The organism is Paludibacterium sp. (assembly GCF_019232825.1).
GTDB lineage: Bacteria > Pseudomonadota > Gammaproteobacteria > Burkholderiales > Chromobacteriaceae > Paludibacterium.
Genome location: NZ_JAFAND010000135.1, coordinates 1 through 14591, shown reverse-complemented (window position 1 = coordinate 14591; position 14591 = coordinate 1). Strand labels below are relative to the sequence as shown.

Below are 14591 nucleotides of genomic sequence, written 5' to 3'. Positions count from 1 at the left end.
TTGCAGGCTGTCCGGCAGGTTGTTCTGGGCTTGGAACGTCTGTTGCGTGACCACGAACTCGCGTTGCTCAGTGACCGAGCGAGGTAGCGCAGCGTCGCGAGGGAATGGGCTGTCATGCAGCGGGTGGTCGTCGAGCCGGAACCACTGTCCGGCCAACAGGCCGCGCGGCGTGCCGCTGCCTTGAAACCCCTGGGCGGCGGCGTCGAATTGTTGCTGGCGCAATTGCGCGTAGCGCGTCAGGCCGTCGCTATCGCCGGCGTAGTACAGCGTCTGCGGCTCGTAGTGTTCCAGTGTGCGTTCGGCCGGGTTGCTGTCGCGGTGGCTGGCATCCTGGCCCTGGCCGGTGGCGCTGGCCTGGTAGTCGTAGCTGGCGATGCTGACTTGGCTCGACCCCAGGCTACGCCGCGCCTGCCAGTCGGTGATGCCATCCTCGGTTTCGGTCGCGTCGGCACGGTGAAAACGCACCCGCTGTTGGCTCGCCTGCGGCAGGCTGTACGGGTCGTCGAACACCGTCAGCTGCACTTGCGGCGGCGAGGTGTCGTGATGTTCGAAGCGCCAGGCCAATCCTTCCTCGTGCATCAGCCGGGAGAGGAAGGTCAGATCGCTTTCGCGGTACTGCACGGTGTAGCTGCGAAGAGGATGTTGGCCGCTCAAGCTGAACGTCAGCGTCTGCAAGCGGGCGAACACCGGGTTGTCGCGCTGATGCTCGGCCAGCACCTGCTTGACGATGTCCGGCACCGACAGGTCTTGAAACACCCGGCTGGTGACGCGGTGGGTCAACAGCGCCAGCGGCGGCTCGATCGTCAGCCGGTAGCGGCTGAAGCCGCCGTCGGCGCCCAGGCGTTGCGCCTGGGTGATGACACCGGCGCGCACCACGTCTTGGCCGTTCTGGTCACGGATCGCCAGGCGCGCGCTTTGGCCCAACAGCGGCGCCAGCTCGAGCGTGGCGTCGGGCGACAGGCAGTCGACGGTGTAGCGGTAGCAGGCCGAGACGGCTTCGGCGCCATCGACGGTTTGCGGCAGCAGCCGGCCGTCCCATTGGTGGCTGTCGCCGATGTCGAGGGTGATCAGGCGCTGGTGCTGGTCGAAGGCGGAGGCGAAAGCGGAGAGTAGGTCTGTCAGTTCCATTGCGACGTGATGCTGTCCTATGCGGTGCTTATTGGCCGCTTACGCGATAAACATTGGAAGAAAGCTGCAAGGTGGCGTCGAACATCACCGGCGGCCGATGCGGGTGCACCTTGAGGATGGCGTCGACCCGAAAACGCAGGTGCCGCTCCAGTTCGCGCGGCGCGTCCAGGCTGACGCGCACGCCGCCCAGCCTCGGTTCGTGCCGCTCGATCGCGCGGCGCAGCCGGTCGCGCAGCGTTTCCCGATGTTCCGGGTTAAGCAGGCTGAGCCCGCTCAAATCGGGAATGCCGAATTGCAGCATGCTGTGCTCGGCTTCGGGAAAATCGGCGAGGCTGCCATCCGGATCGGCGAAGCGCGTGTTGAGCAGCGCCTCCAGATCGCGCGCCAGCGCGGCCTTGAGCCGCGGGACGTCGAAATACTGCACGGCGTCGCGTTGCGGGTTGTCCGGAGCGTCATCCAACAGCCGGTCGATGATCGACGGTTGCACCGTGGTGTGGCGCGATACGTATTCCATGTGCCTTACCCGAATAGTTGGCCGCTCAGATGCGACAGCAGCAGGCGGTAGGCGCCGTAGATGCCCACGCCCACCACGGCCAAGAGCGCGATATACAGCCACATCGGCAGCTCATGGCGGATATAGGCCTGGAAGCGTTGCGGCAGGCGCCAGTTGGGCGCGAACTCGGTCTTGCCGCCGCGCGCCTGCAGAATTTCCTGTGCCAGCTTCTGCTTGAGGTAGTCGAGCTTTTCCTTGCCCTCGAGCAGGTACTTGCCTTGAAAGCCCAGCAGCAGGCAGGTGTAGTACACCTCCAGCAGCTCAAGGTTTTTATTGGGATCGAGCCGCAGCGCCTCGAGGCGGTTGAAGAAGCTTTCGCCGGCCAGGTGCTCGCCGAATAGCCGCAGTTGCAGCGGCATCCGCTCCCATTCGTCGCGCAGCTCGAAGGGCGAGGACAAAATGATTTCGTCGATGAGCGCGCAAAAGGCGAATTTGCTCTGCGAGATCGCCTCGGGGTCTTTGCCGAAATTGCGCGCGTGGCGGTCGAATTGACTGAGAAACTGGTCCAGTTTGTCGTTGAATTCGGTGGCATGGCCGGGCGCGTTGCCTTCCTTGAGCAAAAACAGCAGATAGACGCCGTCTTCCAGCATCTCGCGCAGCGTAGGGCCGCTGGCGGGCTGAATGGCCAGCGGGTGGTTGTCGGTGAGGGTGGCGGTGTTTTCCATGAGCGTCTCAGTTGAATACGGCAATCAGTTCCAAGGTCAGGTGCGAGAGTGTTTCCGGCACGTAGATGCACACGCTGCGCGATTGCAGCATGCGTTGGTAAATCGCGCCTTGCGCTTCGAGCATGAAGTAGTGGTCGCCCACGCGCACCGGCAGCGCCGACGGCGTCTGCAGCGCGTGAATCAGTGCTACGCCGCGCATGGCCGAGTTGAGGATTTTCTCCACGTCGTCCGGCGCGCCGATCTTGAGTTTGAGCGGCACGCTTTCGATGATCTGCGATGCCGGCTGGTCGCTGTGTACCGAGAGATAGAAACTGGCGTTTTCCACCAGCCGGTCGCTTTCCAAGTGGCCGATATGGATCGACTGGCGTGTATTGACCAGCGGAATGACCATGTGGCGCGAGGAGATGACGGTATCGAGCAGGTCGCGAATCTGTTCGTCTAGCCGGGCGAAAGTCTCGCCGGGCGCTTCGTGGCGGTAAGCGGGGATGTCGCTCAAGTCGTAGCGGGAGGAGAAGGTCAATAGCTCGCCGCAGAATTCGCTCAATGCCTGGTAAAGCGCTTCCGGGTGCAGGGGCGAGCAGCGCGCCAAATGATTGAGGCGGGCGAAGTTGCGGTTGACGGTGTGGCGCAGCCAGAAGCTGCCGACGTCGGAGGGGCCGAATTCGAGCACGTTGCGCGAGCGCTCGCGGTGCGCGCCGGCCAGGGCCTGGCTCTTGACCAGCAGAATCTCCAGCAGCCGGCGCAGCATCTGTTGCAACGGCGGGGCGCTATCGACATTGACCGTCGGCGGCAAAAACGACTTGATCAGCTGCCATTGCCCGGTCGCGTCCTTCTGGATGCGGCACAGCGGCAAGGCGTCGAAGCCGTCGCGGTTCTCTTCTTCTACCATCAGACGCACATCGAGTTCCAGCGTGGCGACGTCGGCCGAGAGCGCCTGGGTGTACAGGTCGGCCAGCTCGCGTTGCGTGCTGAAAAAGCGGGTGGGACGGGCGGCGCCTTCTTGGTGGCGCACGTTGCCGCCATAGGGCTGCATGTCCGCCAGGCAGACGTAAACCGTGGTTTCCACGCCGAGCTGCGGCAGGCTCGTCAGGTCGCGCGACGGCGGCAGCGGCGCATCCTCCGGCGCCCGGCACAGCGTGCCGTCGCGAAAGAGCGCGGTCAGTTGCTGCAAGCGCAGCTGGCCGACCTTCAAGCCTTCCTCGTCGATCAGGCTGCGGGCGATACCCCAGCCGTGTCTGAGTGCCAGTTGCAGATGTTGGCTGAGCAGTTGTTCGTGATATTGCGCTTGCTGCTGAAAATTTTGCGGGCGAAGGAACATGCCTTCGCCCCACAGAATGCGTTTTGCTTGGTGCATGAAAGTCTTTTTCCGAATAGTTCTATGTTTTGGTTCCCGAGGCCCGCCTATCGTGGGCAATCCGGCTTGAACGTCTTGGGCTGCCCCGGCATGTCGAGCCGCGGCGGCACGGTGGCGCGCAGGAAACAGCGATCGGCCAGCAGGTTCACGCCCAGGGCGCGCACCGCGTCGGCGTCGAACAGCAGCCGCCAGAAGTAGGGGTCCGGTTGTCGGAAATAGCCGATAACGCCGATGTATTTGGCTTCGGGGGAGATTGTTGCATTTATGTCACTTTTGTTACCTGGCAATAAGGTCAGTTCCGTCGAATCGATCATTTCACTAGCCAAAAGCTCTTTTTCGCTCTTGCCGCTCGCCAAATCGGCGGTCGTGAGCCGGCTAAATGCCTGATTCGATGTGAGTTGCACCACATGGATCACCAGCGACAAGGGGTGACCGTTCTCGTCCGGGTTCAGGGTGCGCGCGCCGACGGCCCGATAGTTCGTGTTAGTAGGACCGGATGCGCAAGCCGCCAGGAGCAGGCACATTGCTGCGGCTGCACATCGGTTTTTCCAAGTGCCTCTTGGTCTATTCATGTCTCTGATTGACGATAAATGCTTGTTATAAATAACGTATTTAAATTGTTTTGCCTGTTTGTGTCAATGTGGTAATCTTCCGATTTAAAAAAGTCACACACTTTGTAAGTTAAGTATACAATACTCTCGATTTGAATGAAGCCCGTGCCTAATTTATGACACGGGCGTTATTTTTGCACATTGAACAATACGCAATCGCATGTCGCAGTTATGGGTACTTTTGCTGGCTCTTGTCGGATTGTTGGTCGTTCTGACATGGCTTGGCCTACGGTTTTTTGTCCCCGAAGCGTTGGGACCGGCGCCGAGCGTGCTGGCGCTGGACGCGCAAGCGGCGCCACCGGCGCCCCGCGCGCGGACGGCGTTCGCTTGGCGCCGCCTCTATCGCGTGGCGGCAAGACGCGCACGGCGGCGAGCCCGCCGCATGGCGCATCGCCGCGATTGGCTGCTGGCGTCGGGATCGATTCTGCTGATCCTGACGGTGGTGGCGGTGTTGCTGCGCCTGAACGGCGCCTATCGCGCGCCGACGTACCAGGCCGGGGTCTATCAGGACTCGCGGCGCATTCAGCAGGTGCTGGCCGAAGACAGGCTGGTGCCGCCGCCGCCGCTGCCTCCTTCCGCCTTTACCGACGTCATCGCCGAGCGGCCGAGCCTGGCTGGCGCAGACCGCGACTGGAACAAGCTTGAGCCGAGCTTTTCTCAAGTGGTGCTGCATGTGATGCAACGCATGAGCGCCCGCGGCTATCAAACCATGCTGCTGGAAGGGTGCCGCAGCCCGGCGCGCCAAGACCGTTTGGCGGCGCAGGCGGTCACCGTCACCAAGGCCAAGGGCGGGCAGAGCCGGCATCAATACGGTTTTGCCGCCGATATCGCTTTCGTTCGCGGCGGCAAAGTGGTGATTTCCGAGCGCGATTCCTGGGCGATGGCCGGTTATCAGGCGCTGGGGCAGGAGGCGCAGGCCGCCGGGCTGACCTGGGGCGGCAATTGGAGTTTCAAGGACTACGGCCATATCGAACAGCCCGGCTCGCTGAAGGTGCTGGAGCAGATGATTCAACAGGAGGGTAGGCATTGCGTATGAAGGGTTGGCTGAGAAATGCCAAGGTGGCTTCCGCGATCGGGTTTTTGATTCTGATCGCCTTGTTGTGGGTGCTGGGCCTCTGGTGCGATTGGTCGCTGGAGACGCGCTTCCTCGCCGTGCTGCTGGTGATGTTGTTGTGGGTGCTGACGCTGCTGGTCGGCCATGCGGTGAAGAGCAAGGCGAGCAACCTGCTCGAAGGTGTGCTGCGCAAGCAGGCCGACGACGCGGTGATCAACGCCGGCTCGGAAAAACGGGCCGAGGTGACGATGCTGCGCCAGCGGCTCCTAGGGGCGGTCGAAACGCTGAAAACCTCCAAGCTCGGCAAGGCCAGCGGGCGCGCCGCGCTCTATGAGCTGCCCTGGTACATGATCATCGGCCATCCGGCCGCGGGCAAAAGCTCGGCCATTTTGCAGTCGGGCCTGACCTTTCCCTTCAGCGACAAGCATGGGGTGCAAGGCGTCGGCGGCACGCGCAATTGCGACTGGTTCTTTTCCACCGAGGGGATTTTGCTCGACACCGCCGGGCGTTATGCGACGCAAAGCGAGGACCGCGGCGAGTGGCTGGAATTTCTCAAGCTCTTGAAAAAGCACCGGGCGCGCGCGCCCGTCAACGGCATTCTGGTGGCGGTGAGTCTGCCCGAGTTGACCCAGCATCAATCCGAAGGCTTCGAGATTTACGCCCGCCAGGTGCGCGAGCGCATCCATGAGATCACCCATACCTTCGGCCGCCAAGTGCCGATCTATCTGGTGTTCACCAAGCTCGACCTGCTCTCCGGCTTCAGTCCGTTTTTCCAGGATTGCGCCGAGGAGGAGCGGGCGCAGGTATGGGGGGCGACCTTTAACGCCAATCAAGGCGCGGACTTCGATGTGGCTACGGTGGTCAACAAGCAGTTCGAGCTATTGGCCAAAGGGCTGGTGCAGATGGGTGAGGAGCGCCTGCTGCATGGCGGCAGCCAAAATGCCCGTTCGGCGTATTTCGCCTTTCCGATCGAGTTCAGCAACCTCAAAGCGGGCGTCGTGCGCTTCGTTCGTCTGCTGACCGAGGAAGACCCGTACCACGCCCGCCCGCTGTTGCGCGGTTTCTATTTCACCAGCGCCTTGCAGGAAGGCGCGCCGCGTATCGTCGCCGCGAGCCGCATCAAAAGCCTGTTCGGCATTGGCGGCGGGCAAGCCGGGCAGGGCGGCAACAGCGCCGCGTCGTACAGTTTCTTCTTGCGCAATCTGTTTCGCGAGGTGATTTTCCCCGATCAGCACTTGATGGCGAATCAAAGCGCGCCGCAGCGCCGGCCCTGGCGTCTGGCGGGCATGGCGGCGGGATTGCTGTCGCTGTGCGTGATCTGCGGATTGTGGACCTGGTCTTACATCGGCAACCAAAACCTGCTGCAACACTTGGCCGCGGACCGCGTGGCCGCGCACAAGCTGGCGGCGAGCGGTGAACTGCACGACAAACTGGCGGCGCTGGCAATACTGCAAAAAGATCTGGAAGCGCTGCAAAGTTATCGCAAGGACGGCGCGCCCTGGCAGATGGGGCTGGGTTTGTACCAGGGGCGCGATGCCGAGATTGCCTTGCGCGGCGAGTATTTTGCCGGCGTGAAAGCGCTGATGCTTGAGCCGGTGCGCCAGAACCTGGAAACCACGCTGGTCTCGCTCAAGCAGCCGGTCGAAGCACCCGCGCCGGCGCCTGCCCCGGTGGCGAAGCCCGCGCCGGAAGCGCCGAAGCCCGCGGTCAAGAGCAAGGCCAAAGTCCGTGCCAAGCCGCATGGACCGAAAAACGGCGGCGGCAATGCCTTGCCGACGATCCAGATCAGCCAGTATCAGCCGGTGGCCTCGCCGTATCGGCAGGTCGCTTGGCGCGCCCCGGTTGCAACGCAAGGCGCCTGGTGGCACGCCGAACCCGTGGCGGGCGACTTCGCCGGGTTCCGCGCCATGCCGGTCGCCGACGTGGTGCCGGCCAGCGCCGCGACGCCAGCCGTCGTGACACCGGTTTCGCCGGCTGAAGGCGCTGCGGCCTCGGCCGCCGACAATGGCCGCCAGGCGCAACTCGACGTTGCCTATAACGCACTGAAAACCTACCTGATGCTGCATGACAGCAAGCACATGGAAGAGGCGCAATTGAGCGACCAGCTGCCGCGCTACTGGCGTCCCTGGCTGGCCGATCACAAGGGGCAGTACACCGAGGGCGAGATCATGCCGTTGGCCGAGCGGATGATCGCCTTCTACGTCAGCCAGATCCACGAACCGGATCTGCCGCTGATCGACAACGATCCCAATCTGGTCAACTCGGCGCGCAATGTGCTGCGCGCTTCGTTCAAGCGTCTGTCCGGACCGGAGCGCGTGTTCAACGCCATCCGCGCCCAGGCCAACACGCGCTATGCGCCGTTGACCGTCGGCCTGATCCTCGACAATCACGATCTCGACGTGGTGGCGGGCAGCCAGATGGTCGAGGGCGCCTTCACCCGCCAGGCCTGGAACGACTACGTCAGCAAGGCGATCGACGACGCGAGCAAGGGCCAGATCTCCGGCGACGACTGGGTGCTGGCCACCACGCTGACCGAAAACCTCGGTCAGGACGGCAACGTCGACAAGAACCGCGCCGAGCTGACCAATCTGTATCGGGCTCAGTACATCGTCCAGTGGAAGAAATTCCTCATGGGCGTGGCGGTGCGCGATTTCGCCAATAGCGCCCAGGCGGCGTCGGCGATGACGCGCCTGGCGGATCCGAAAACCTCGCCGGTCAAGCTGATCTTGGTGCGCGTGGCCCAGGAGACCAATTGGGACAATCCGTCCGAACTGCAAAACACATTGCGCTCCGCCGGCAAGTCGGTGCTGGAGAAAACCGCCGAGTTCATCCGCGGCGACAGCGGCGCCAAGCCCGATGCCCAAGCGAGCCAATACGGCCAAGTGGGCGGCTATTTTGCCGGCGTGGCGCAACTGGCGCGCGGCGATAATCCGCCGATCAACGGCTATCTGGACCAGTTGGCCAAAATCAAGGCCAAGCTCGCCGCCATGGCGTCCGGCGACGACAGCGGCGCGCAAGCCGCCGCCGCGTTGAAGGCGACGCTTGGCGGGTCGGGCTCCGAGTTGGCCGATACGATGGGGTATGTCGACAACACCCTGCTCGCGCCGGTGTCGGCCGACACGCGCGAAATGGTGCGGCCGTTGTTGGTGCGTCCGCTGACGCAAACGTATTCGGCGCTGGTCGGCTCGGCCGCCGCGGGCATCAACCAAGCGTGGCAAGCCGAGGTCATGCCGCAATGGCGTCAGATCAGCGGCAAGTATCCGTTCAGCAATAGCAGCAACGTCGCCTCGGTGGATGAGATCGGCCGTTTTGCCCAAAGCAATACCGGGGTGTTCGACCAATTCGTCAACAAACATCTGGACGGCCTGGTGCAACGGCAGGGCGACACGCTGGTGCCGCGCACCTGGGGCGGCATGGGGGTGCGTTTCAGCCCGGCTTTTCTGAGCGCCGCGCCCCGGCTTGCCGCGTTGGCCAGCGCTCAAGGGCAGGGCGGAGATGCCTCCGCCCGTTTTGAAATCCAGGCGCTGCCCACGCCGGGCCTCGCTGAAATCGCCTTCTTCCTCGATGGTCAGGAGCTGCATTACCGCAACGGCGCCCAGGTGTGGCAGCCGTTCAATTGGCCGGGCAACGGCCAGGCAGGTGCGCGCATTCAGGCATTGACCTATAGCGGCGCCTCCGTGGTTGTCGGCAGCCAGACCGGTCGCATGGGGTTTTTGCGGCTCTTGGCGTCGGCCAAGGTGGTTCAGCAATCCGGCGACAGCGCATTGCTGAGCTGGACGATCAAGAAGGATGGCGGCGCCGTCGATACGGTGCGTTTCAACATCCGCTCCGTGAGTGGCCTCAACCCGTTGCAGCTGACCCAACTGCACGACCTGACGCTGCCCGAGCGCATCACCATGTAACCGGGGTACCTGAATAGTGACGATTCATATCAAGCGCGCGGCAGGCACGGCCCAAGACTGCTGCATCTTCGGCAAGTTGCCGCAACGTGGCGATTTTGTTCGGGTCAACGCCACCCACGCGGGGGCGGTGTACCTCGATGGCCTGATCGCCGACAGTTTGAAAGCCTTGGACGGCGATGCCGCCGCGGGCGAAACCTACCGTGCCGTGGGCCACACCAGTGTGCTGCTGCGTTATCGCGAAGCCTGGTTTCTCGGCGGCATCCAACCTAGCCACGACCAGGCGGGGCGCAATTATCCCTTGGTGGCCGGCATGTTCATGCCGGTTGGCGAGGCGCCCGAGCCGCTCGGCCACCTGTTATTGGCGCGCGAGCTGTTTTTCCATGGCCTGCGCGAGCAACTGGTCAGCGCCTATGCCAATTCGGTGGAAATGCTGGCCTGCCGTCAGTTTCTCGAGCAGCAGGCGTTGCTCAACGCCAGCTTCAGCGCCGACTTGCATCTGGCGCGGCAGCTACTGGACCGGCATCTGCAGCAATGCCGCGTCGGCGAGCTGAACCGCATGTTGCAGGCCGCCGGTCTGGGCGCGCTCGATAGCCTGCTGCTCGGTTTCGCCTTCCAGCGGCAACTGTTGCGCAAGTTCGCCTCGAGTCTGCCCGCGCCGCTGTTTCTGCTGCCGCTGCCGGACAGCGACGGCGAGGACATGCTGTACGCGGCGATGTGGCTGTCGTTGTACCAGACGGCGGTCGGCCGCGAACCGACGCATGACGAGCAGTTTTTCCTGCTGCGCGAGCCCGGGCGACGCCGTCTGGCGCTGGCGCCGGGCCGGCTGACCGCGCAGCACCTGCAGATGTGCTGGGGGCGCAAGCCCGACGCGGGCGTGGTGTTCGACGCCAGCGAGGAAACCGCGCCGTGGCGCGCGGATAAACAGTATGCCGAGTCCGCCTACGTGCTGGGCCGGCGGCTGTGTGATGACAACGTGCCAATCGCCGAAGTGCGCGATGTATTGCGCAGCGTCGTGCAGAGCATGGACTGACCCGCCACCCTTTTTAAACGGTAGAGACCACATCATGAGTAAAGAAAGTACCCAGAAGAAGCTCTCGCGCGTGCGTCCGCCGCGCGTGCAGATCACTTACGACGTCGAAATCGGCGATGCCATCGAAACCAAGGAACTGCCCTTCGTGCTGGGCGTGCTGGGGGATTATTCCGGCCACGCGCAAACGCCGCTGCCCAAACTCAAGGAGCGCAAGTTCGTCCAGCTCGACCGCGACAACTTCGATGAGGTGCTCAAGGGCGTGGCACCGCGGCTGGCGATGCGTGTCGACAACAAGCTCAAGGACGACGGCAGCCAAATCGGCGTCGAGCTGAACTTCGAGTCGATGGCCGATTTCGAACCGCAGAACGTGGTTGATCAGATCGAGCCGCTGAAGAAGCTGTTGGAAGCGCGCCAGCGCCTGACCGACCTGCGCAACAAGATGTCCGGCAACGACAAGCTGGAAGCCTTGTTGGACGAGGTGGTGCGCGACACCGACAAATTGCGCCAGATCGGGCAACAGAACGGAGAGTAAGACATGACGACGGAAAACCTGGCCCAAGCGGATGCGCAAGGCGCAGCCGCCGAGAGCGTGAGCCTGCTCGACGCCATCATCGATCAGAGCCGCATCGCCACCAACGATCAAGAAAAACGCTACACCCGCGATCTGATCGGCGAGCTGGTCAATCAAGTGCTGGAAGGCACCGTGACCGTGTCGCGCGATCTGACCGCCAGCATGGACGCGCGCATCGCCGAAATCGACGCGCTGATTACAAGTCAGCTCAACGAGATCATGCATCACGCCGATTTCCAGCAACTGGAAGCCTCGTGGCGTGGTCTGCGCTATCTGGTGATGTCGTCCGAAACCAGCACGATGCTGAAGATCAAGATGCTCAACGTATCGAAAAAAGATCTGGTCAAGGACTTCAAGTCGGCGGCCGAGTTCGATCAAAGCGCCTTGTTCAAGAAAATCTACGAGGAGGAGTACGGCACCTTCGGCGGCGCGCCCTATGCCGCACTCGTGGGCGACTATGAGTTCACCCGCCATCCGGAGGATTTCTACCTGCTCGACGAAATGTCGCACGTGGCCGCCTCCGCCCACGCACCGTTCATCTCGGCGGTGTCGCCCGGACTCTTCGGTTTGGAAAGCTTTACCGACATCGGCAAGCCGCGTGATCTGGCCAAGATTTTCGATACCGTCGAATACGCCAAGTGGAAGTCGTTCCGCGAGTCGGAAGATGCTCGTTACGTTGGTCTGGTGCTGCCGCACGTGTTGGGGCGCCTGCCGTACGGCAAGGACAACGTGCCGGTGGAGGCTTTCGACTTTGAGGAAGACGTCGACGGCAGCGATCACGACAAATACCTGTGGACCAACGCGGCCTATGCCTATGCCGCGCGTCTGACCGATGCCTTCAGTCAGTTCGGCTGGCTGGCCGCCATTCGCGGCGTCGAGGGCGGCGGTCTGGTCGAAGGCTTGCCGACGCATACCTTCAAGACCGACGACGGCGAAGTGGCGCTCAAGAGCCCGACCGAAGTGGCGATTACCGACCGCACGGAAAAGGTGCTGTCCGACTTGGGGCTGATTTCGCTCGTGCATTGCAAGAATACCGACTATGCGGCGTTCTTCAGCGGCCAATCGACGCAGAAGCCCAAGACCTACAACACCGATGCGGCCAACGCCAACGCGCGCCTGTCGACCCAGCTGCCGTACATCTTCGCCGTATCGCGCGTCGCGCATTACTTGAAGTCGATCATGCGCGACAAGATCGGCAGCTTTGCCTCGCGCCAAAACGTGCAGGACTACATGAACACCTGGATGGCGCAGTACGTGCTGTTGGACGACTCCGCCAGCCAGGAAGCCAAGGCCAAATACCCGCTGCGCGAGGCCCGCGTGGACGTGGTGGAGGTGCCGGGGCGCCCGGGCGTGTACCGCGCCGTGGCTTTCCTGCGGCCGCACTTCCAATTGGACGAACTGACGATTTCCTTGCGACTGGTGGCGGAGCTGCCGCAACCCGCCGCCTGAGCATGATTCATGGGTCGCACCTCGCACCCCTTTTTAACCCACCAAGACGCTAAAAGAGGTTTTACATGGCTTTTGATGCATTTTTGAAGATTGACGGCATCCCGGGCGAAAGCACCGACGACAAGCACGCTGACTGGATTGAAGTGCTGTCGTTCTCTCACGCGATGGAGCAGCCGGCGCAAGCCACGGCCAGCTCCGCCGGCGGCGCCACCGCCGAACGTGTCAACCATGAGGCGTTCGTCATCAGCCATGCGCTGGATAAGGCGAGCCCGAAGCTGTACGAGGCGTGCTGCACTGGCAAACACATCAGCGAAGTAACGCTGGAGCTGTGCCGCGCCGGTGGCGACAAGCTGAAGTACATGGAAGTAAAGATGGAGCAAGTGCTGGTTTCCAAGGTGGAGCCGAGCGGCGCCGCCAACGATGCCGGTTTCCCCAGCGAGAAGGTGAGCTTTAGCTACGGCAAGATCAAGTGGACCTACACCCAACAGAAACGCGCCGATGGCGCCGGGGGCGGTAACGTCAGCGCTGGCTGGGATCTGACCGCCAACAAGACCATCGCCTAAGCGCGCGGGCGTCCGCCGGTGTTTCTTGGTTGCAACCTGTGCCGGTGGATGCCGTGCGTTTCCCGCATCCGGCGCGAACCGTGTGTTCGCGCCGGAGTGAATTATTGTCGTCAGTAAGGAGTTGTCATGCTTTCCCGTGTGTCAGTTGTCGCGATGGTGCTGTCTCTGGTGGGGTGCGCCGCGCCCAAGCCGACCCCGGTCGATGTCATCAAAACCAGCGTGAATCAAATGAACGTCGCGTTGGACACCGCCGCCAAGATGTCCCCCAATACAGCCGCCGTTCAAGCTGACCCGACCTATATCTCTTTCGACAAAATGAGCATCAAGCTCACGCCGGCCGGCGAGGCACAATTGACCGCCTTGGGACCGGTGTTCAAGGTATCGAGCAAAATTACCGTGCGCGGCTATTGCAATCGCCGCGATATCGGCAACGCCAAGGCGGCGGCACAGGCCCGCGCCAATACCGTGCGCGATTTCCTGCTACAGATGGGTATTGCCGCCGGCAAGATCGACGTCAAGGTCGATACCGAACGCGCGCTGCATGGCGTGCGCGTGAACTTCAACGGCTAATATCGACTGATTTATGGACCTTGCCGACCTGCTTGCCGCGTTCGCCTCCGCCTTTGACCAGCACCAGCGCCTGATCACCCTCGCTATCGGCGACAGCCGCCAATGGGACGGCCGGCTGCTGCCGCAAACCGTCGACGGCGCCGAAGCCGTCTCGGCCTGCTACCGCTACACCGTCGACTGCCTGTCGCCCGACGCCACGCTCGACCTGGCGCCGCTGTTGGGCCAAAGCGCCCGCCTGGCGATCCGTGACCAGAACGGCCAAGACGTGGTGCGCGCCGGCGTCATCACCCAGGCGCAGCGCCTGGGCGCCGACGGCGGCTTCAGCCGCTACCGGCTGACCATCGAGCCGCCGCTGGCGCTGTTGACCCACCGCGTCACCAGCCGGGTGTTTCAAGACCTGTCGGTGCCGGACATCGTCAAGCAGGTGCTGGCCGAGCATCAGCGCGACAACCCGGTGTTCGCCCGCTTACAGACGCTGACGTTCAACTTGAGCGGTCAGCACCCGATTCGCAGCTACACCTTGCAGTACCGCGAAAGCGACCTGGCCTTCCTCACCCGGCTGATGCACGAGGAGGGGTTGGCCTGGCGCTTCGAACATCACGACACCGCGCCGCCGCAAGTGCAGCTGACGGTGTTCGACGACCCGTACAGCCTGCCGCAGTCAAGCCAACAACGGCTGCGCTTTCACCGCAGCGACGCCAGCGAAACCGAGGATGGCGTCACCGACTGGCAGGCACGGCGCAGCCTGGGATCGAGCCAGGTCAGCATCGCCAGCTACGACTACCAGGCCACCGCCACCGGCCAGGGCCAAGACGCCAGCCACCGCGACAGCAACCCGGCCGAACGCACGCTGGAACACTACGAGCCGCAGACGCTGTACTACGCCGGCGATAGCGACGGCCTGACGCGCTACGCGCAATTGCGCCAGCAACAATTCGACGCCGCCGCCCAGGGGTTTCAAGGCAGCGGCACGCCGCGCGGCCTGCTGGCCGGGCAGTGGTTCCGGCTCGACGACCACCCGCTGCATGACAGCCCATTCCCTCGCGACGCTGCGCTACCTCGCTCGGTCACTGAGCAACGCGAGTTCGTGGTCACGCAACAGACGTTCCAAGCCCAGAACAACCTGCCGGACAGCCTGCAA

General features: G+C 63.0%; 13 protein-coding genes. 8 read left to right on the top strand and 5 right to left on the bottom strand.

The genetic code is table 11. From position 1 onward, the window contains the following. From JOZ06_RS17745 to tssJ, 5 genes are all read right to left on the bottom strand, one after another. Window positions 1-1128: type VI secretion system Vgr family protein (locus JOZ06_RS17745; RefSeq protein WP_293234869.1), on the bottom strand; the 1128-nt coding region annotated here is incomplete at its 3' end. A 28-nt stretch (window positions 1129-1156) separates the two neighbouring features. Then, a complete protein-coding gene (gene tssE / locus JOZ06_RS17740; RefSeq protein WP_293234868.1) occupies window positions 1157-1642 on the bottom strand; it encodes a type VI secretion system baseplate subunit TssE in 486 nt (161 codons plus the stop codon). Window positions 1643-1647: 5 nt separating this feature from the next. Continuing rightward, entirely contained in the window at window positions 1648-2346 is a 699-nt protein-coding gene (icmH, locus tag JOZ06_RS17735; RefSeq protein WP_293234867.1) for a type IVB secretion system protein IcmH/DotU, read from the bottom strand. 7 nt (window positions 2347-2353) lie between these two features. Continuing rightward, entirely contained in the window at window positions 2354-3700 is a 1347-nt protein-coding gene (gene tssK, locus JOZ06_RS17730) for a type VI secretion system baseplate subunit TssK (protein WP_293234866.1), read from the bottom strand. A 47-nt stretch (window positions 3701-3747) separates the two neighbouring features. Beyond that, window positions 3748-4272 carry a type VI secretion system lipoprotein TssJ gene (gene tssJ / locus JOZ06_RS17725; protein WP_293234865.1) on the bottom strand — a complete coding sequence of 175 codons (525 nt, stop codon included), beginning with the start codon at window positions 4270-4272 and terminating at the stop codon, window positions 3748-3750. Window positions 4273-4471: 199 nt separating this feature from the next. On the opposite strand from tssJ, the gene JOZ06_RS17720 reads away from it, so the two are divergent. The 8 genes from JOZ06_RS17720 to JOZ06_RS17685 form a co-directional block, all read left to right on the top strand. Continuing rightward, complete coding sequence (locus JOZ06_RS17720; protein WP_293234864.1) at window positions 4472-5347, top strand: M15 family metallopeptidase; 876 nt, start codon at window positions 4472-4474, stop codon at window positions 5345-5347. After that, complete coding sequence (tssM, locus tag JOZ06_RS17715) at window positions 5344-9267, top strand: type VI secretion system membrane subunit TssM (protein ID WP_293234862.1); 3924 nt, start codon at window positions 5344-5346, stop codon at window positions 9265-9267. Before JOZ06_RS17720 ends, tssM begins: the two co-directional genes overlap by 4 nt. A 16-nt stretch (window positions 9268-9283) precedes the next feature. Continuing rightward, window positions 9284-10297 carry a type VI secretion system-associated protein TagF gene (tagF, locus tag JOZ06_RS17710; RefSeq protein ID WP_293234860.1) on the top strand — a complete coding sequence of 338 codons (1014 nt, stop codon included), beginning with the start codon at window positions 9284-9286 and terminating at the stop codon, window positions 10295-10297. Window positions 10298-10331: 34 nt separating this feature from the next. Next, complete coding sequence (gene tssB / locus JOZ06_RS17705) at window positions 10332-10829, top strand: type VI secretion system contractile sheath small subunit (protein WP_293234858.1); 498 nt, start codon at window positions 10332-10334, stop codon at window positions 10827-10829. Between the two features lie 3 nt (window positions 10830-10832). Next, window positions 10833-12317: a type VI secretion system contractile sheath large subunit gene (gene tssC / locus JOZ06_RS17700; protein ID WP_293234856.1), complete on the top strand. Its 1485-nt coding sequence runs from the start codon at window positions 10833-10835 to the stop codon at window positions 12315-12317. Between the two features lie 65 nt (window positions 12318-12382). After that, window positions 12383-12880, top strand: a complete 498-nt coding sequence (locus JOZ06_RS17695) for a type VI secretion system tube protein Hcp (protein ID WP_293234854.1) — start codon at window positions 12383-12385, stop codon at window positions 12878-12880. A gap of 126 nt (window positions 12881-13006) precedes the next feature. Beyond that, entirely contained in the window at window positions 13007-13450 is a 444-nt protein-coding gene (locus JOZ06_RS17690; RefSeq protein WP_293234852.1) for an OmpA family protein, read from the top strand. 13 nt (window positions 13451-13463) lie between these two features. Then, window positions 13464-14591, top strand: a 1128-nt coding sequence (locus JOZ06_RS17685) for a type VI secretion system Vgr family protein (protein ID WP_293234850.1), incomplete at its 3' end; no start/stop codon positions are given.